At 73.1% G+C, this 17,953-nt stretch carries 20 protein-coding genes; 9 read left to right on the plus strand and 11 right to left on the minus strand.

The window, feature by feature from the left end:
- Positions 1-79 precede the first annotated feature (79 nt).
- From ETU37_RS20155 to ETU37_RS20170, 4 genes are all read left to right on the plus strand, one after another.
- Complete coding sequence (locus tag ETU37_RS20155; RefSeq protein ID WP_206054080.1) at positions 80-1,465, plus strand: FAD-binding oxidoreductase; 1,386 nt, start codon at positions 80-82, stop codon at positions 1,463-1,465.
- Positions 1,462-2,772: an SAM-dependent methyltransferase gene (locus ETU37_RS20160; RefSeq protein WP_129989150.1), complete on the plus strand. Its 1,311-nt coding sequence runs from the start codon at positions 1,462-1,464 to the stop codon at positions 2,770-2,772. Before ETU37_RS20155 ends, ETU37_RS20160 begins: the two co-directional genes overlap by 4 nt.
- A gap of 28 nt (positions 2,773-2,800) precedes the next feature.
- Positions 2,801-3,733 (plus strand): GTPase Era, encoded by a 933-nt coding sequence (gene era, locus ETU37_RS20165; protein ID WP_129989151.1) that lies wholly within the window; start codon positions 2,801-2,803, stop codon positions 3,731-3,733.
- 74 nt (positions 3,734-3,807) lie between these two features.
- Positions 3,808-4,077 carry a DUF1905 domain-containing protein gene (locus ETU37_RS20170; RefSeq protein WP_129989152.1) on the plus strand — a complete coding sequence of 90 codons (270 nt, stop codon included), beginning with the start codon at positions 3,808-3,810 and terminating at the stop codon, positions 4,075-4,077.
- A gap of 8 nt (positions 4,078-4,085) precedes the next feature.
- Here the strand turns inward: ETU37_RS20170 and ETU37_RS20175 are convergent, their stop codons facing one another.
- Positions 4,086-4,931, minus strand: a complete 846-nt coding sequence (locus ETU37_RS20175) for a class I SAM-dependent methyltransferase (protein ID WP_129989153.1) — start codon at positions 4,929-4,931, stop codon at positions 4,086-4,088.
- A gap of 162 nt (positions 4,932-5,093) precedes the next feature.
- Between ETU37_RS20175 and ETU37_RS20180 the strand changes: the two genes are divergently transcribed.
- Positions 5,094-5,789 (plus strand): winged helix-turn-helix transcriptional regulator, encoded by a 696-nt coding sequence (locus tag ETU37_RS20180; RefSeq protein WP_129989154.1) that lies wholly within the window; start codon positions 5,094-5,096, stop codon positions 5,787-5,789.
- A gap of 12 nt (positions 5,790-5,801) precedes the next feature.
- Here the strand turns inward: ETU37_RS20180 and ETU37_RS20185 are convergent, their stop codons facing one another.
- Positions 5,802-6,596 (minus strand): family 16 glycosylhydrolase, encoded by a 795-nt coding sequence (locus ETU37_RS20185; protein WP_129989155.1) that lies wholly within the window; start codon positions 6,594-6,596, stop codon positions 5,802-5,804.
- Positions 6,597-6,688: 92 nt separating this feature from the next.
- On the opposite strand from ETU37_RS20185, the gene ETU37_RS20190 reads away from it, so the two are divergent.
- On the plus strand, positions 6,689-7,126 hold the full coding sequence (locus ETU37_RS20190; RefSeq protein ID WP_129989156.1) for a VOC family protein: 438 nt from the start codon (positions 6,689-6,691) through the stop codon (positions 7,124-7,126).
- 31 nt (positions 7,127-7,157) lie between these two features.
- Here the strand turns inward: ETU37_RS20190 and ETU37_RS20195 are convergent, their stop codons facing one another.
- Genes ETU37_RS20195 through ETU37_RS20215 form a run of 5 tightly spaced genes read right to left on the minus strand, consistent with a single transcriptional unit; the run spans position 7,158 to position 10,942 of the window.
- On the minus strand, positions 7,158-7,733 hold the full coding sequence (locus ETU37_RS20195) for a YdeI/OmpD-associated family protein (protein ID WP_129989157.1): 576 nt from the start codon (positions 7,731-7,733) through the stop codon (positions 7,158-7,160).
- Between the two features lie 58 nt (positions 7,734-7,791).
- On the minus strand, positions 7,792-8,664 hold the full coding sequence (locus ETU37_RS20200) for a septum formation family protein (protein ID WP_129989158.1): 873 nt from the start codon (positions 8,662-8,664) through the stop codon (positions 7,792-7,794).
- Positions 8,661-9,452, minus strand: coding sequence for a septum formation family protein (locus ETU37_RS20205; protein ID WP_129989159.1), 792 nt, complete (start codon positions 9,450-9,452; stop codon positions 8,661-8,663). Before ETU37_RS20205 ends, ETU37_RS20200 begins: the two co-directional genes overlap by 4 nt.
- A gap of 9 nt (positions 9,453-9,461) precedes the next feature.
- Complete coding sequence (locus tag ETU37_RS20210; RefSeq protein ID WP_129989160.1) at positions 9,462-9,974, minus strand: flavodoxin family protein; 513 nt, start codon at positions 9,972-9,974, stop codon at positions 9,462-9,464.
- A complete protein-coding gene (locus ETU37_RS20215) occupies positions 9,974-10,942 on the minus strand; it encodes a GNAT family N-acetyltransferase (RefSeq protein ID WP_165372615.1) in 969 nt (322 codons plus the stop codon). The genes ETU37_RS20210 and ETU37_RS20215 overlap by 1 nt, the downstream gene beginning before the upstream one ends.
- Positions 10,943-11,093: 151 nt before the next feature.
- Between ETU37_RS20215 and leuA the strand changes: the two genes are divergently transcribed.
- Positions 11,094-12,866: a 2-isopropylmalate synthase gene (gene leuA, locus ETU37_RS20220; protein ID WP_129989162.1), complete on the plus strand. Its 1,773-nt coding sequence runs from the start codon at positions 11,094-11,096 to the stop codon at positions 12,864-12,866.
- Positions 12,863-13,456: a 2'-5' RNA ligase family protein gene (locus ETU37_RS20225; protein WP_206054081.1), complete on the plus strand. Its 594-nt coding sequence runs from the start codon at positions 12,863-12,865 to the stop codon at positions 13,454-13,456. The genes leuA and ETU37_RS20225 overlap by 4 nt, the downstream gene beginning before the upstream one ends.
- Here ETU37_RS20225 and ETU37_RS20230 read toward each other — a convergent pair.
- Genes ETU37_RS20230 through ETU37_RS20240 form a run of 3 tightly spaced genes read right to left on the minus strand, consistent with a single transcriptional unit; the run spans position 13,428 to position 15,086 of the window.
- Positions 13,428-13,802: a cupin domain-containing protein gene (locus ETU37_RS20230; protein ID WP_129989163.1), complete on the minus strand. Its 375-nt coding sequence runs from the start codon at positions 13,800-13,802 to the stop codon at positions 13,428-13,430. The genes ETU37_RS20225 and ETU37_RS20230 overlap by 29 nt on opposite strands.
- Positions 13,803-13,812: 10 nt before the next feature.
- Positions 13,813-14,301 carry a GNAT family N-acetyltransferase gene (locus ETU37_RS20235; RefSeq protein ID WP_129989164.1) on the minus strand — a complete coding sequence of 163 codons (489 nt, stop codon included), beginning with the start codon at positions 14,299-14,301 and terminating at the stop codon, positions 13,813-13,815.
- On the minus strand, positions 14,298-15,086 hold the full coding sequence (locus ETU37_RS20240) for a GNAT family N-acetyltransferase (RefSeq protein ID WP_129989165.1): 789 nt from the start codon (positions 15,084-15,086) through the stop codon (positions 14,298-14,300). Before ETU37_RS20240 ends, ETU37_RS20235 begins: the two co-directional genes overlap by 4 nt.
- Before the next feature lie 77 nt (positions 15,087-15,163).
- On the opposite strand from ETU37_RS20240, the gene ETU37_RS20245 reads away from it, so the two are divergent.
- Positions 15,164-16,012: an alpha/beta fold hydrolase gene (locus tag ETU37_RS20245; RefSeq protein WP_129989166.1), complete on the plus strand. Its 849-nt coding sequence runs from the start codon at positions 15,164-15,166 to the stop codon at positions 16,010-16,012.
- Between the two features lie 24 nt (positions 16,013-16,036).
- Here the strand turns inward: ETU37_RS20245 and ETU37_RS20250 are convergent, their stop codons facing one another.
- The gene (locus ETU37_RS20250; RefSeq protein ID WP_129989167.1) at positions 16,037-17,935 is read right to left on the minus strand and encodes a helix-turn-helix domain-containing protein; all 1,899 of its coding nucleotides are present in this window, start codon (positions 17,933-17,935) and stop codon (positions 16,037-16,039) included.
- Between the last annotated feature and the right edge of the window lie 18 nt (positions 17,936-17,953).

Below are 17,953 nucleotides of genomic sequence, written 5' to 3' on the forward strand. Positions count from 1 at the left end.
CCGACGTCGGTAGTGCACCCGGGTCACCTGTGACGGTTGTCGCAGAAATGCTTGATCCGTGCGCGGTACATTGCGAGACGTGGCAGATCCGGTGGGTAGGGACCGGCACGCCGACGCGGTGCGGCGGCTGCGGGCGTCGTACGACGCCGTGCCGTCGGGCGCGCCCGTGCGGCTGGCCAAGCGCACTTCCAACCTGTTCCGGGCGCGCGCGAGCGCGACCGCGCCAGGCCTCGACGTCAGCGGCCTCGGGGGCGTGATCGAGGTCGACGCGCAGGCGCGGACCGCCGACGTCCAGGGCATGTGCACCTACGAACGGCTCGTCGACGTCACGTTGCCGCGCGGCTTCATCCCGTACGTCGTGCCGCAGCTGCGCACGATCACCCTGGGCGGCGCCGTCACCGGGCTCGGCATCGAGTCGACGTCCTTCCGCAACGGCCTGCCGCACGAGTCTGTCCTGGAGATGGACGTGCTCTGCGGCGACGGTGAGATCCGCACGGTGCGGCCCGGCGACGACCTGTTCGACGCGTTCCCGAACTCCTACGGCTCGCTCGGCTACGCCACCCGGCTGCGCATCGGGTTGGAGCCGGTGCCGTCGCACGTCGAGCTGCGGCACCTGCCGTTCAGCGACTTCGACGCGATGTCCCGCCTGATCGCCGAGATCTGCGAGACCCGCAGCCACGACGGCGAGCGGGTCGACGGCCTGGACGGCGTCGTGTTCGCTCCCGGCGAGGCCTACCTGACGCTGGCGCGGTTCACCGGCGCCGAGTCCCGGAGCCGGGCCAGCGACTACACCGGCATGGAGCCCTACTTCCGCTCGGTGCAGCGCCTCGGCAGCGGCTCGCCCGCGGGCGGCCGGGACCGGCTGACGATGTACGACTACCTCTGGCGCTGGGACACCGACTGGTTCTGGTGCTCGGGCGCCTTCGGGCTGCACGACCCGCGGGTGCGGCGGCTGTGGCCGCGGCGCTACCGGCGCAGCGACGTGTTCCACAAGATCGTCGGGCTCGAGAACCGCTACCACGTCAAGGCCCGTCTCGACCGCCGCAAGGGCCTGCCCGACCGCGAGCGCGTCATCCAGGACGTCGAGGTGCCCGCCGAGCGGCTCACCGAGTTCCTCACCTGGTTCGACGACGAGGTCGAGATGCGTCCCGTGTGGCTGTGCCCGCTGCGCAGCACGCGCGACTGGCCGTCGTACCCGCTCCGTCCCGGCGCCACCTACGTCAACGTCGGCTTCTGGGGCACCGTCCCGATCCGGCCCGGCGCCCGCGACGGCGACCGCAACCGCGCCGTCGAGGCCAAGGTCACCGAGCTCGGCGGCCACAAGTCCCTGTACTCCGACGCCTACTACGACCGCGCGACGTTCGACCGGCTCTACGACCAGGACTTCGCGCGCACCGTCCGCAAGCAGACCGACCCCGACGGTCGGCTGACCGACCTCTACGAGAAAGCAGTGGAACGTCGATGACCAGCACCCTCAACCGCACGACCTCGTCCTCCACTCCCTCGGTGACCATCGGCGAGGCCGTCGAGCGGATCATGCCCCAGGGCCTGCCCTTCCGGTTCTCGGCCTACGACGGCAGCGCCGCCGGTCCCGAGGACGCCCCGATCCACCTCGCGCTGCGCAACGAGCGCGGCCTGTCCTACCTGCTCACCGCCCCCGGCGACCTCGGCATGGCGCGCGCCTACGTCCGCGGCGACCTGGTCATCGAGGGTGTGCACCCGGGCAACCCCTACGACGCGCTCGTCTACCTGCAGAACAACCTGAGGTTCAAGGTGCCCTCGCCCTCGGAGGCGATGCGGCTCGCGCGCGGCCTCGGGCTGAGCCACTTCCTGCCGCCGGAGCCGCCGCCGCAGGAGTCGCTGCCGCGCTGGCGCCGGCTGGTCGAGGGCTTCCGCCACTCGCGCACCCGCGACGCCGGCGCGATCCACCACCACTACGACGTCTCCAACCGGTTCTACGAGATGGTCCTCGGCCCCTCGATGACCTACACCTGCGCGTGCTTCCCGTCCGAGACCGCGACGCTGGAGGAGGCGCAGGCCAACAAGTACGACCTCGTCGCCCGCAAGCTCGACCTCAAGCCGGGGATGCGGCTGCTCGACGTCGGCTGCGGCTGGGGCGGCATGGTGCGGCACGCCGCCCGGGAGTACGGCGTCCAGGTCATCGGCGTGACGCTCTCCCGGGAGCAGGCCACGTGGGGACAGGAGGCCGTGCGCCGCGAGGGCCTCGAGGACCTCGCCGAGGTGCGCCACGGCGACTACCGCGAGATCACCGAGACGGACTTCGACGCGGTCAGCTCCATCGGCCTCACCGAGCACATCGGCGTGCGCAACTACCCGTCGTACTTCTCCTTCCTGCGCGGCAAGCTCGTGCCGGGCGGCCGGATCCTCAACCACTGCATCACCCGCGCCGACAACCAGTTCCGCGACACCGGGGCGTTCATCGACCGCTACGTCTTCCCCGACGGCGAGCTCACCGGCTCCGGCCGGATCATCACGGTGATGCAGGACAACGCCATCGAGGTGCGCCACGAGGAGAACCTCCGCGAGCACTACGCGCTGACGCTCAAGGGCTGGTGCGAGAACCTCGAGGCCAACTGGGACGCCTGCGTCGACGAGGTCGGCACCGGCACCGCGAAGGTCTGGGGCCTCTACATGGCGGGCTCGCGCCTCGCGTTCGAGCGCAACGAGATCCAGCTGCACCAGGTGCTCGGCGTGCGGACCGACGACCAGGGCCGCTCCGGGTTCCCGCTGCGCCCCACCTGGCTGTCGTAGCAACCGGCGCACCAGGCAGAATCGCGGGGTGACCGAGACCGATCAGCCCGGGTTCCGCAGCGGCTTCGCGTCGTTCGTCGGCCGGCCCAACGCCGGCAAGTCGACCCTGACCAACGCGCTCGTCGGCACCAAGGTCGCGATCACCTCCTCGCGCCCGCAGACCACGCGGACCGTGGTGCGCGGCATCGTGCACCGGCCCGACGCGCAGCTCGTGCTCGTCGACACCCCCGGCCTGCACCGACCGCGGACGCTGCTCGGCGAGCGGCTCAACGACCTGGTCACCACCACCTGGGCCGAGGTCGACGTCGTCGCGGTGTGCTTCCCCGCCGACGAGAAGGTCGGGCCGGGCGACCGGTTCATCGTCAACGAGCTCGCCAAGGTCCGCCGTACCACCAAGATCGCGGTCGCCACCAAGACCGACCTCGTCGAGCCCGACCGGCTCGGCCAGCACCTGCTCGACATCCAGGCGCTGGGGGAGGAGACCGGCACCGACTGGGCCGAGATCGTCCCGGTCTCGGCGAAGTCCGGCGACCAGGTCGCGCTGCTCGCCGACCTGCTGGTCGCCCGGCTGCCCGAGGGGCCGCCGCTCTACCCCGACGGCGAGCTCACCGACGCGCCCGAGGAGGCGATCGTCGCCGAGCTGATCCGCGAGGCCGCGCTCGAGGGCGTGCGCGACGAGCTGCCGCACTCCATCGCCGTCGTCGTCGAGGAGATGGGGCTGCGCGAGGGCCGGCCCGAGGACAAGCCGCTGCTCGACATCCACGCCAACGTCTTCGTCGAGCGGTCGTCGCAGAAGGGCATCGTCATCGGACACAAGGGCAGTCGCCTGCGTCAGGTCGGCACCGACGCCCGCAAGGGCATCGAGGCGATGCTCGGCACGCCGGTGTACCTCGACCTGCACGTCAAGATCGCCAAGGACTGGCAGCGCGACCCCAAGCAGCTGCGCCGGCTCGGGTTCTGAGGTCCAGCCCACCGGTGACTTCCGGGCGCCTCGCTGGTCCACCCTGGTGAACGACGACCAGGAGAGGACCCGTCATGGACGAGCAGTTCGACGCGACCATGCAGAAGAGCGAAGCGAAGGGCGGCTGGACGTACGTCGTCTGGCCCCGCTCGGCGGAGTACTTCGGCACCCGCGGCCTGGTCAAGGTCAGCGGCACCATCGACGGCGAGCCGTTCCGTTCGTCGTTCATGGCGATGGGCGACGGCACCCACAAGCTGCCGGTGAAGGCCGATGTGCGGCGGAAGATCGGCAAGGAGGCGGGCGACACCGTGGCCGTCCGCCTCCTCGAGCGCCACTCGTCCTAGCGGCGTTGTCAGCGGACGCGGCAGGTCAGCAGGAGGTACTCCCACTGCATCGTGCCGGCCGCGTCGGAGCCTTCACTCGCCTCGAACGCCCGGCGCGACAGGTCGGCGAGCTCAGTGTCGAGCGAGGCGACCTTCTCGGGCTGGTCGGCGATCTGCTTGTACGCCGCGATCGTCGGGCCGTACGTCGCCTTGAAGAAGTCCCGGAACTCCTCGGGCGAGCCGAAGCGGTCGACGGTCAGCATCCGCCGCTCGGCCACCACGTCGTCGACGCGGTCGCCGAGCAGTTCCCGGACGTGCTCCTCCTTGCCCCACAGCGGGGGCGGCGAGACGCCGGCCGGGGGCGGGGCGACGTACGGCTTCATCGTCGCGAACATCTGCCCGATGAAGCCCTCCGGCGTCCAGCTCACCAGCCCGATCGTGCCTCCCGGCTTCGTCACCCGGACGAGCTCGTCAGCGCTCTCCTGGTGGTGCGGCGCGAACATCACGCCCACGACCGACATCGTCGTGTCGAACGCGTCGTCGTCGAACGGCAGCGCCTCGGCGTCGGCCTCGCGCCACGCCAGGGACACCCCCTGCGCCTCGGCGTCCGCCTTGCCCCGCTCGAGCAGCTCCGGGGTGAGGTCGCTCGCCACCACGTCGGCGCCGAGCCGGGCGGCCGGGATCGCCGCGTTGCCGGAGCCGGCGGCCACGTCGAGCACCTTGTGCCCGGCGCGCACCCCACACGCCTCGACGAGCACCGGCCCGAGGGACGGGATCACCTCGTCGGCCACGCTCGGGTAGTCCCCGAACGCCCACATCGCCCGGTGCTTCGCCTTGAGCTCGGCCCCCGCGGATGACGTCGTCGTCGCCGTCATGTCCTTCTCCTTCGTCGTTCCCCCACGGATGCTTCGTGCTTCGACGGTAGGGAGCCGCCAGGGGGTCGCCTAGTACGACATCTGTACCGGCCGAACCGGCCCGTCCGGTTTGGCCCGGCTTGCCCCGTGGCGGTCTCGGTACGGCGGGCCTAACCTCCCGGAATGGGGACGACGTACGGGCAGTTCTGCCCCGTGGCCAAGGCCATGGAGCTCCTCGACGAGCGCTGGACCATGTTGCTGGTCCGCGAGCTCGTCCTGGGCAGCGAGCACTTCAACGACCTGCGGCGCGGGCTGCCGCGGATGTCGCCGTCGCTGCTGTCGAAGCGGCTGCACCAGCTCGTCCGGGCCGGCGTCGTCGACAAGGTCGTGGACGGCAAGGACGTGCGCTACGTGCTCACCCCGGCCGGGCAGGAGCTGCGGCCCGTCGTCGAGGCCGTCGGCACGTGGGGTGCGCGGTGGATCGGCGAGCTCGGGGACGTCGACCTGGACCCCAAGCTGCTGCTGTGGGACATGCACCGCAACGTCGACCACGCCGCCGTGCCGCGCGGCCGGACCGTGGTGCACTTCCGGTTCCCGGAGCTGCGCGGGCCGGCCGGGCGCTGGTGGCTGGTGATCATGCCGCCGGAGGAGGTCGACGTCTGCGACACCGACCCGGGTCACGACGTCGACGTCGTGGTCACCTCGAGCCTGCGCGACCTCACCGACGTGTGGCGCGGCGCCCGCAGCTGGGCGGACGCCCTGCGCGCCGAACGGGTGTCGTTCGACGGCCCGGCCACGGTGCGGCGCGACGTACCGCGGTGGTTCCCGCCGAGCGGCTTCGCCCTCGTCGAGCACGCCGACGGGCTGGTCGCCCTCTGAACAGCGGCGTCTTCAGCAGGCGGAGGCGTAGACCCCGGCGTCGGTGGGGGGCGCGTCGGTGGACTTGGCGTTCTTGCGGTCGAGCGTGAAGTAGCGCAGCCAGTCCATCTGCATGCGGCTGCGGTTCATCCGGACTCCGGGCTCGGCGACCATGCTGTAGCGGACCGTGAAGGGGACGCCGGAGAGCGCCTCGGGGCGGCGCTCCGTGCGGATCACGTGTGCGTCGACGAACCAGGAGATGCGCTTGGGCCGGACCTCGACGGCGAACGTGTGCCACTGGTTGTCGGCGAGGTTCAGCGCCTTCGAGGCGGTGAACTCGCGGTTGGGCAGGTTGCGGATCCAGAGGTTCGCGCTGGTGTCGCCGAACTGGTAGCCCTGCAGGCCGACGTTCAGCGCGCCGCAGCGCTCGTCGCGGTCGCCGGCGGGGACGAGCTCGGTGCGGACCTTGTAGTCGGCGAAGCTCGTGGAGTAGCGGCGCGAGCGGAGCCGGATCTCCCAGCGGCCGGTCGACGCCCCGGACCTGGTGCTGGTCGCGGTCACGGTGCCCTCGTCGGCGGTGTTCAGCGTGAGCATGCCGAACTGGTGCTGGACGAGGCCGGGGCCCTCGACGTGGTACTTCCGCGGCTTGCGGCCCGTCTCGTAGTCGTCCTGCCACAGCGGGTGTCCCCACTTGAACGTCGACTGCGCGTTGACCGGGCCCGGCGGGTTGGCGTGGTCGGCCGTGGCGCTCGGCGCGGCGCCCGGCAGGACGGTGACGGCGGCGAGCACGGAGAGGGCGGCAGCGGTCCAGCGGGCGTGGGTGCGCATCGTTCGAGGCTAGGCAGACATGTCCGCTTTTGTACAGACAGAACGGGTGGCCGCGGGGGTGAGGGGCACGCGGCGGATGAGAGGCTCGGCCCGTGGTGACCCGCTGGACGCTGACCGTCGACTGCCAGGACGCGAACGTCGTGGCGGCGTTCTGGAAGGAGGCTCTCGGGTACGTCGACCGGCCCGCGCCGCGCGGCTGGGACTCCTGGGAGCAGTGGCTGCGCGACATGCACGTGCCGGAGGAGGAGTGGGGCGACGCCGCCGCGCTCACGGACCCCGACGGCGTGCTGCCGGACATCTCGTTCCTCAGGGTGCCCGAGGGCAAGACGGTCAAGAACCGGCTGCACCTCGACCTCCAGGTGGGTGGCGGCCGCGATCTCGACCAGGCCGTGCGGGTCGAGCGGATCCGCAGCCACGTCGACCGGCTGGTCGCGGCGGGCGGGCGGGTGCTGGCCGAGCACCACGACGGCGACCGGCTCGACCACGTCGTGCTCGCCGACCCGGAGGGCAACGAGCTCTGCGTCGTCTGACGCCGGCCGTCGGCGTGCCGTCAGCGAGCCGTCAGGGGTGCGCCTTCTCGCCGACCGCGGCCTTCTCGGCGATCAGTCCGACCCGCTTCGCGCGGGTGGCCTCCTGCTTGGCGGTGACGACCCAGGCGAGCATCATCTTGCGGGCCGATGCCGAGAACGCGTCCCACTGCTCGCGCGACCCGGGGTGCGCCACGAACGCGGCCGCCAGGTCCGGCGGGACCACGAGGTCCTCGACGTCGTCGTACAGCGTCCAGGTGCCGTCGGCCTTGGCGGCCTCGATGACGGCCCGTCCCGGCGCCTCCATCAGCCCCTCGCGCTCGAGGCGTTCGATGCGCACCTTGTTGGTGCGTGCCCACACGCTGCCCTTGCGGCGCGGGGAGAACCACTGCATCGCCCGGTCGTCGTCGAGCGTGCGCACGGTCGCGTCGATCCAGCCGTAGCGCAGCGCCTCGCAGACCGACGCCTCGTAGTCGAACGCCTGGTCTGCCGCGCGGCGCGGCGTCACCAGCCACACGCCGCGGGTGTCGGCGTGGTGGGCGGCGAGCCATGCGGTCCACTCGGCGAGCGCCCCTGGCTCGAACCGCTCGGCCTCGTCCATCACTCCCATGCGCTCATCCTGCCGGAGCGCACCGACAAGTCGGCGGTCAGCCGAGGACAGCCACCGGTCAGTCCGGCGCCCAGCAGAAGCCGTAGCGCTGGCCCTGGTCCCACTGCTCCCGGGTCGGCCACTCCCAGCCGTACTCGAACGACAGCGGGTCGTCGGCCGCGCCCGCGGCGCGGTCGCGGCAGCTCTCGTCGCCGGCGTCGCGCACCCGGGCGGTCCCGGGGTACCGCTTCCCGCCGGCCAGCGGGATCGTCGCGATCGCCCGCCACGAGTGCCGCCGGTCGCAGATCACCCGCTCGAACCCGCGGGTACCGGGCTCGGCGGTCCCGCACAGCCCGTACGTCGCCGGCCCGGCGGCGCGGTCCAGCACGCCGGCGACGCGCGGCCGGGGCGGCAGCGGGTGCAACGTGTCCCGGGCGGCGATCGCGACCAGGTCGCAGCGGAACCAGTCGGCGCCCTGCTCTGCCTGCTCCGGCGTCGGTGCGAACCACACCACGGCGAACCGGCTGAGCGAACGGTGCTCCGGGGTGCCGCCGACGTACGCCGCCATCCGGCGCGGGCAGGTGCGGGCCATCTGCGCGCGCACCCGCTCGGCGTCCACCGCGAGCCGGTGCCCGTCGACGACGAGGTCTAGCCGCCCGACATGGACGGTCTGCGCGTCGTGCCGCCCGGTGCAGGGCACCGGCTCGGCGTCGTTGCTGGTCCGGCCGAGCTCCCGGAACGCGTAGCGGTAGCAAGCCTTGGCCTTCGGCGCCGGCGGGGGCGTGGCCTCGGCCTGCTCGGTGCCGGCGCCCTCCGCCGCCGTGGTGCCGGGGGAGCCGGACGCTCCGGGCGGCTCGCCGTCGCTCGCGTCGCCGCCCCCGCCATCCGCGGTGCAGCCGGCGACGAGGACCGCGCTCGCCGCCGCGGCGAGGAACGTGCGGAGCCGGCTCATTCGCCCGTCTTCGCCCAGCAGATCGAGCGGCGGTTGCCGGCCTTCCACTCCGCTTCGTGGAACCACGTGTAGCCGAAGTCGTAGTCGACGGGGTAGTTCATCCAGGCGCCGACCGAGTCGGAGCAGTAGTCGCGGGTGCGGGCGGCGACGACCCGGTCGCCCGGGTAGTCCTCGTCGTTCTCGCCGAGGACGATCGTGGTCACCGCGCGCCAGGTGTGCTTCTCGCTGCAGGGGATCTTCACCGAGTCGGCGACCGTGGGCCCGTCGACGCAGACCAGCCACTTGTCCTCGGGGTCGCCGAGCAGGATGCCCTCGGCGGTCCTCGGCAGCGTCACCAGCGACGTCGACTCCTCGCCGCCGCCGACCACGTCGCAGCGCCACCAGCGGGCGCCGCCGTCCCACGCCTCCTGGCTCGGCCGGAACCAGGCCCAGGTCACCGTCGACCGCATGACCAGGCTCTCGTCGCCGCCCAGGAAGCGCCGGAACTGCTTCTCGCACGCGTCGAACACGTGCGCGCCGAGCGCCGGGTCGTCGATGTCGCCCTCGGCGGACGAGACGTCGTCGGGGAACTCACCCACGGCGAACGTCTCCGCGGTGTGCTTCCGGGCGCAGTCGACCGGAGGCGACGCGTTGCTCGCGGCCAGCACGTCGTCGGGCTCGAGCAGCCGGCACTGGCCCACCTCCGGCGGGCGGGTCGAGACCGGTTCCTCGCTGCCGCCGAGCGCGGGCAGCGCCGCGCATCCCCCGAGGACGAGCAGCGCCAGCAGCAGCGGCACGCGGGAGAGCAAGAACGAACCTCAGGTGTGGTCGGGGGACACGAGTGCGGCGATGGTACCGCCGAGCTCGTACGCCGCCGCGAGGTGCTCCTCACCGACGTCGCCGAGCACGCTGAGCACCTCGGCCGACTGGCGCCAGCCCAGCGCCCCCACGATCGACCGCACGGCCCGCACGGCGCCCTCGGTGTCGTAGCGGCCGTGGACGTAGAGCCCCCACGGCCGGCCGCGGGTGGTCGCCGCCTCGTCGGAGGAACCGTCCCCGGCCGACCCGTCGTCGGACAGGGCGCCGCCGACCCGGAGGAACGTGGAGTCGAAGAAGTGCTTGAGCGCGCCGCTCATGTAGCCGAAGTTGGCGGTCGTGCCGAGGACGTAGCCGTCCGCCCCCAGCACGTCGTCCGCGGTCGCCTCCAGTGCCGGCCGCACGACCACGTCGACGCCGGCGATCGCGTCGTCGTGGGCGCCGTCCAGCACGGCGTCGGTCAGTGCCGTGACGCCGCGCGTGGGGGAGTGGTGCACGACGAGCAGGGTGGCCATCAGCGCTCCCGCTTGAAGACCGTGCTCCGCGCGACCTCGCGCATCCCGAGCCGCTCGTTGACCGCGATCATGTGGTGGTTGGTGGAGTCGTTCCACGTCTCGACGCCGGTCACCTCGGGCCGCTCGTGTCGAAGCCACGCGATCATGTCGAGCTTGAGCAGCAGCCCGAGCCGGTGGCCGCGGTGCGCACGCACCACCGAGGTGTCCTCCTGGTGCGCGGTCGACGGGTCGAACTCGTCGACGCACACCATCGACAGCCCCGCGGGCTCGCCCGTGCCGCGGTGCCGGGCGACGACGGTGTACTGCGTCTGCCGGCGTCGCGTGAGCGCCTGCTCGTAGGCCGCGATCCGGTCGGTCGGGTAGCTCTCGAACTCCAGCGCGTCGGGGGCGTCGTTGATCGCCTCGCGCAGCACCACCATCTCTTGCAGGTCCGCCTCGGGGGTCGGGCCGACCCGGCGGACGAGCTCGTAGCCGTCCGCCGCCGCGTCGGCCTCGCGCCGCATCGACGACCAGCCCGGGTCGGGAGCGTCGAGGTCCAGCCGCCGTACGGCGGACGTGTGCGACGCGGTGAAGCCCCAGGCGGTGAGCGCCGGTCGGCCCGGCGTGCCCTCCCAGGCCCGGGTGCGGAGCCGGGTGCGGGTCGTCCCGGCGGTGAGCGCGTCGAGGAGGGCGCGGCCGACGCCCCGGCCCTGGTGGTCGGGCGCGACGCAGCCCTGGAGGAAGAGGCTGTCGGTGTACTCGCGGCGCGGCTCGGTCGCCCGGGCCCAGCCGACGAGACGGTCGTCTTCGCGGGCGAGCAGCACGACCTGGTCCTCGGGCTCGCCGCTGCCCTCCACGATGTCGAGCAGCAGGGCGGGTCCGGTGTAGGCGGCGACATCGACGCCGACGAGGCAGGAACGGCGCAGCTCGGCGAGCTCGTCCGCCGTGTCGAGGTCCAGGTCTCGCGGGTCGACCGCATCGATGCGCATGCCGCCATCCTCGTCTATGGTGGTCGGGTCATGAGCGCGCGCCTCCTCCTCCTTGGCTGCCGCAGCGAGGTCTGACCCAGCCGGACCCCTCGTTGCGGAGTTCGGCACGTGCCTGCAGCCCGGCGCCCACCGCTGACCTGACGAGGACCCCATGACCACCCCTGGCAGCACCCCGCTCTACGCCGCCGGCCACCACCAGAAGCCGGGCGGCATGCCGCACCACCGCTACCGCGCGTTCCCGCCGGTCGACCTGCCCGACCGCACCTGGCCGGGCAACACGATCACCCACGCGCCGCGCTGGCTGTCGACCGACCTGCGCGACGGCAACCAGGCGCTGATCGACCCGATGTCGCCGGCGCGCAAGATGGCGATGTTCGAGCTCCTCGTCCGGATGGGCTACAAGGAGATCGAGGTCGGCTTCCCGTCGGCGTCCGAGACCGACTTCAACTTCGTCCGCCAGCTCATCGAGCAGGACAAGATCCCCGACGACGTCACGATCTCGGTGCTGACCCAGGCCCGTGAGGACCTGATCGAGCGCAGCGTGCAGTCGCTGATCGGCATCCCGCGCGCCAACATCCACCTCTACAACGCGCTGGCCCCGCTGTTCCGCCGCGTCGTCTTCCACGCGGGCAAGGACGAGATCCGCAACATCGCGGTGCGCGGCACCGAGATGGTGATGAAGTTCAGCGACTCCTACCTCGACAAGACGGTGATCGGCTACGAGTACAGCCCGGAGATCTTCACCGGCACCGAGCTGCCGTTTTCGGTCGACGTGTGCGAGGCGGTCTCCGACGTCTGGCAGCCCGCCGATGGCCGCGAGATCATCCTCAACCTGCCGGCGACCGTCGAGATGGCGACGCCCAACGTGTACGCCGACCAGATCGAGTGGTTCTCCCGCCAGCTCACCCGCCGCGAGCACACCGTCGTGTCCCTGCACCCGCACAACGACCGCGGTACGGCGGTCGCGGCGACCGAGCTGGCGATGATGGCCGGCGCCGACCGCGTCGAGGGCTGCCTGTTCGGCCACGGCGAGCGCACCGGCAACGTCTGCCTGGTCACGCTGGGCATGAACCTCTTCAGCCAGGGCGTCGACCCGCAGATCGACTTCTCCGACATCGACGAGATCCGTCGCACGGTCGAGTACTGCACGCAGCTGCCGGTCCACCCGCGCCACCCCTACGCGGGCGACCTGGTCTACACGGCCTTCTCCGGCTCCCACCAGGACGCCATCAAGAAGGGGCTCGAGGCGCTCGACCAGGTCGCCGCCGAGTCCGGCCGCCCCGTCGGGGAGATGCCGTGGGAGGCGCCGTACCTCCCGATCGACCCGAAGGACGTCGGTCGCACCTACGAGGCGGTCATCCGGGTCAACAGCCAGTCCGGCAAGGGCGGCGTCGCCTACATCCTCAAGGCCGACCACAAGCTCGACCTGCCGCGCCGCCTCCAGATCGAGTTCAGCCGCGCGGTGCAGCGGCACACCGACGACGAGGGCGGCGAGATGACGCCCGAGGCGATCTGGGAGGCCTTCAAGGCGGAGTACCTCGACCGCGAGACGCCGCTCGAGCTCAACTCGGTGCACACGTCGTCGGCGGCGGGGGAGAAGGACGCGCTCACCGTCAACGTGTACGTCGACGGTGAGATCCGCACGCTCGACGGCGCCGGCAACGGCCCGATCGCGGCCTTCGTCGACGCGGTCAACGGGCTCGCGGCCGACGAGGTGGCGAAGGGCAACGCCGTGTTCGAGAACCGCACCGACGTGCGCGTCCTCGACTACCACGAGCACGCGCTGTCCTCGGGCGGCGACGCGCTCGCCGCGGCCTACGTCGAGTGCACCGTCGGCGACCAGATCGTCTGGGGCGTCGGCGTCGACGCCAACATCGTCACCGCCTCGCTCAAGGCCGTGATCTCCGCCGTCAACCGGGCGTGACGGGCGCGCTGCGCTGCGGCGTCGTCGTCCTCGTTCCCGAGGCCGACGCCGCCGTCGGGGCGCAGCGGTCCCGGCTCGACCGCTCGGCGGGCTGGGGCGTCGGCGCGCACGTCACCGTGCTGTTCCCGTGGCTGCCGCCGGACCGGCACTCCGAGGAGGACCTGGTCCGGCTCGCCGCGGCGGTGGCGTCGGTGCCGGCGTTCCCGTGCGAGTTCCGGCGGACGGCGTGGTTCGACGAGGACGTCGTCTTCCTCGAGCCGGAGCCCGCCGAGCCGTTCCGCGCGCTGACCCGCGCGGTCTGGGCGGCGTTCCCGGACCACCCGCCCTACGAGGGCGCCTTCGACGACGAGGTCACCCCGCACCTCACCGTCGGGCACGCGCCGCTCGGCACGCCGGACGACCTCCGCGCGGCCGAGGCGGCGGTGCTGCCCCTGCTGCCGGTCCGCACCACCGTCGACCACGTGTCGGTGCTGGCCGGGCGCGAGACCGACCCCACCGACGCCGCCACTGCCGCCGAGCCGTGGCGGCTGGTGGCCGAGCTCCCGCTCGGCGCAGCCGACCTCAGCGGCCGGGCGGCGCGTCGACGTTGACGGTCGGGATGCCACCACCGGCCCGCGCGATCACGGCGACGGACACCTCGTCGGTCGGGTTGCTCTCGCGGTGCACGGTGTACGCCGGGACGAGCACGAAGTCGCCCGGCCCGGCGTCGAGCCAGCCGTCGTGGCCCTCGAACTCCAGGCGCAGGATCCCGGACACGACGTAGAGGCTGGACTGGTTCAGGTCGTGGTGGTGCCAGCCGGAGATCGCGCCCGGCGCCGTCTCGACCTTGCCCGCCCACAGCAGCGGCTGCTCGAAGGCCCGCAACCGGACCATGCCCGGCGTGGGGTCGGCGTCGACGAGGTCGGAGGCCCGGACGACGCGGATCGGCTCGGTCATGCCGCCATCCTCACCCCGCGAGGACCATCCGTTCCACCCGTTCGTCCGAACCCTCCCGCAGCGGCCGCGTCTCGCCGGTCGCGATGTAGCCGGACCGCTCGTAGAGCGCACGCGCGCCGTCGTTGACGGTGTTGACGTCGAGGTGCAGCCGGAAGCCGCGCTCGTCGGCCCACGCCGCGAGCGCGCCGAGCACGGCCGCGCCCACGCCGTGGCCGCGGTGGGCCGGGTCGGTCCACATCGCGACGACGTGCACGAAACCGGGCAGGTCGCCGAAGCCGCCGCCCATCCCGACCGGGACGGCCTCGTGGTAGGCGAGCACGGCCACGTCGGTCGGCTCGGTGGGCGACAGCCGGTCGCGCCAGGCGGTCTCGTCGAAGGCGGCCTCGCGGGCGTACGTCGACCCGAACGCGCTCGGCGAGTCCTGCAGCGCGCGCAGCCGCAGGTCGCGCCAGGTGGCCCAGTCGTCGGGCCCGGCCAGCCGCACCCACACTTCGCTCATGCGCCGTCCCCCGGCGAGCCGAGGCACGCCGTACCCACGCGGCGGAAGCCGACCCGCTCGTAGACCCGCGCCACGGCGTCGTCCTGCGCGGACAGGAAGACCGTGCCCACCCCGCGGCGCCGGGCGTCGTCGACGAGGGCGCGGGTGAGCGCCTCGCCGACGCCCCGCTTGCGGGCGCGGGGGAGGACCGCGATGCCGGCGAGCTCGGTGGTGTCGCCACGCGGCCCGTGCGAGCCGCCGCCGACCACGGTGCCGTCGGCGTCGAGCGCGACAGCGAGCGTCACGAGCCCGGCTGCGACCATCCGGCGGCGCCGCGCGACGGCGGTCTCGGACGGGACCGCCACCTCGTCGGTGCCGGCGAACCCCGCACTCACCGCGGCGATGGCCCCCGGCACCAGGTCGCTGTCCGCGTCGAGCACCGAGACCCGGGCTGTCTCCTGGCCGGACGGCGGCCGCGGCTCGGCCAGCACGAGCAACGGGCACTCCTCGACGTGCAGGCCGGCGGTCAGGGCGGCGGCGAGCAGGGACGGGGTCGTCTCGTGCACCCACTCGAACGTCTCCGGGGCCGCGACCTCGCGCTGCCGCTCCCGCACCCGCCGTACGTCGTCCGCGGTGACGGTGCTCTCGGCGGGGAGGCCGAGCCGCGGCCGGGCGTAGTACGGCCAGCCGTCCGGGTCGGACCGCAGGAAGAGCGTGAACGGCCCGACCTCCTCGGTCGTCGCCGAGGCCCGCGGGGCGGTGTCGTAGTAGGTCTCCAGCGTCCGGAGTGGGTCCGCAGTCGTCACGCGGGCGATCCTCGCAGTGCCGTGTCGTTGCGCGCATCTCGTTTGCCGGCCGGTGACTGGCGAGTAACATCCGAGACATGGCGACCCTCGTGTCCGAACGCGTCGGCCAGTTCTTCCTGGGCCACGACCGGCTGGAGTACACCGAGTACGGCTCCGGCGACCGCTGGGTGGTGCTCCTGCACGGCCAGCTGATGCCGCGCCGGATGCACCAGCCGCTGGCCCGCGCGATCGCGGCGGAGGGCTTCCACGTCGTGACGCTCGACCTGCTGGGGCACGGCCGGTCCGACCGGCCGGAGGACCCGCGGGAGTACTCCATGACGGCGTTCGGCACCCAGGTCGTCGCGCTGCTCGACCACCTCGGCGCCGACGAGGCGGTGATCGGCGGTACGTCGCTCGGCGCCAACGTGTCGCTCGAGGTCGCGGACGCCGCGCCCGAGCGGGTGCGCGGGCTGCTGCTGGAGATGCCGGTGCTCGACAACGCCCTCGAGGCCGGGCTGATCGCGTTCGGGCCGCTGATGTTCCTGGCCCGGTTCGTGCCGGTGAGCGTGTCGGCGGTGCGGGCGCTGAGCGGCGCCGTCCCGCGCGGCCTGGTGCCGTTCTGGGCCGGCATCGTGCTCGACACGCTCAACCAGCAGCCGGCCGCGATGGCGGCGACCATGCACGGGCTGTTCTTCGGCCGGATCGCCCCGCCCGCGAGCCGGCGCCGGCGGATCACCGCGCCGGCGCTGGTCGTCGGGCACCGGCGCGACCCGATCCACCCCGCCGCCGACGCGTCGATGCTCGCCGAGGAGCTGCCGGACGCCCGGTTCGTGGCGGCGCGGGGGCTCCTCGAGTGGCGGGCGCGGCCCGAGCGCCTCGACCGCGAGGCCGTCGACTTCGTCGCGGAGTGCTGGGAGCAGTCGCGCGGGCGCCGCGCCTCGGGGTGACCTGCGGGGTCGACACCCGCCGCGCTACTGCGAGATGCGGTGCAGCCGGAGCGCCACCTGCAGCTCGAGCTGGCGCTCCGGCTCCTGCCAGTCCTCGCCGATCAGCTTGCCGACCCTGTCCAGGCGCTGCGCGACCGTGTTGACGTGGACGTGCAGCGCCTCGCGGGTGCGCGCGAGGTTGCCGCCGGCGTCGAAGTAGGCCTGCAGGGTGCCGACCAGGTCGGTGCCGCGGCGCTCGTCGTAGTCGAGCAGCGGACCGAGCGCGGTCGTCACGAAGCCGGGTACGTCGGGCTGGTCGCCGAGCACGAGGCCGACGAAGCCGAGCTCCGCGAGCGACGCGCCCTGGCCCGCGCGGCCGAGCGAGACGAGCGCGGTGACGCACCGGACCGCCTCGTCGTGCGCGCCGGACAGCTCCGGCACGGACGCGACGGGACCGGCGCCGCCGACGGTGACCGGGTGGGCCAGCGTGGCGCCGAGCTCGGCGGCGAGCTGGCGGGCGACCGCGTCGGGGCCGGCGCCGTCCTCGGCCGGGGGCAGGACCAGCGCGAGCCGGCCCTCGAATGCCCCGCCGAGGCCGTCGCGCAGCGACGCGATGTGGTCGACCGCGCTGGCGCCGCGCCGGCGGTCGGCGCCGTCGAGCGTGACGACGTACACCGAGAGCGGCTGGGCGAGGTCGGTGCCGAGCCGCCGGGCGCGCTCGGTCAGCGTCTCGGCGTCCTGGCCGCCGGGGCGGCCGGCGCGGAGGAGGTCGTCGACGAGCTCGCCGCGGACCCGGTTCTCGGCCTCGATGCCCGAGCGCAGGCTCAGCATCAGCAGCGCCGTCACCACCGCGGCCCGCTCGATGATCCGCTGGTCGGCGTCGTCGAGCGGCTCGTCGCGCTGCAGCACCAGGGAGCCGAACTGCTCCTGGTCGACGGTCACCGCGACCACCGACCACGACGTGCCTTCGCCGGGCACGGCCACCACGCGGCCGGACGCCAGCGAGGCGGCGACGGCCTGCTCGAGCACCTCTGGATCGGGCCGGACGGGGTCGCCGACGCTCTCCAGCAGTCGGTTCTCCTCGTCGAGCGCGAGCAGCTCGCCGCCGAGCACGTCGACGAGGGCGGCGCCGATCTGCCGGACGCCGCCGCCGTGCAGGACTGCCCGCGCCATCCGGTCGTGCGCGTCGGCGGCGCGCTCGACGCTCCGGGTGCGCTCCTGCAGCAGGAGGTGCACCGAGCGCAGCTCGTCGAGGGCGACCCGGGTCTCGTCGAGCAGCCGGGCCTTGTCGATCGCCGCCGCGGCATGGGCGGCGAGCGACTGGAGCAGCGCCACCTCGGACCTCGAGAAAGGTCGCTGGTTGCGGTTGGCGGCGTACAGCACGCCGATGACGGTGCTGCCGAGCTGGAGCGGGACGCCGAGGATCGCGACCAGGCCCTCCTCGGCGACGGCGCTGTCGATCGGGCTGGTGTGGTTGAAGCGCGGGTCGTCGAAGTAGGACGCGGTGTTGTAGGGCATCGCGCTCTCGGCGACGAGCCCGCCGAGGCCCTCGCCCATGCCGAGGCGGACCTGCTTGAACCGGGCCGACGTGCAGCCGACCGTGACGCGCATGTAGGTGTCGCCGCGGTCGGCGTCGTTCATCGAGAGGTAGGCGACGTCGGTGCGCAGCAGCTGCCGCGCGCGGTGCACGATCGCCTCGAGCACCGAGTCGAGGTCGGACAGCCGGGCGAGGTCGTAGGCGGTGTCGTAGAGCGCGGACAGCTCGTCCTCGCGGCGGCGCTGGGTCAGCAGGCTCTCGCGCACCTGCAGCGCGAGCCGCTTGCCCTCCTCGAGCTGGTCGATGACCTCGGCGGACTCGCCGGCCGAGCGGGCGTCGAGGACGGGCGCTTCGTACTCGACCGCGGGCGCGTCGCGCGCGAGCAGCTCGAGGTAGGCGGTCCACATGGCGCCGATTGTCTCCCG

Origin of the sequence: Nocardioides iriomotensis, assembly GCF_004168035.1 — a bacterium.
Lineage (GTDB): Bacteria > Actinomycetota > Actinomycetes > Propionibacteriales > Nocardioidaceae > Nocardioides_B > Nocardioides_B iriomotensis.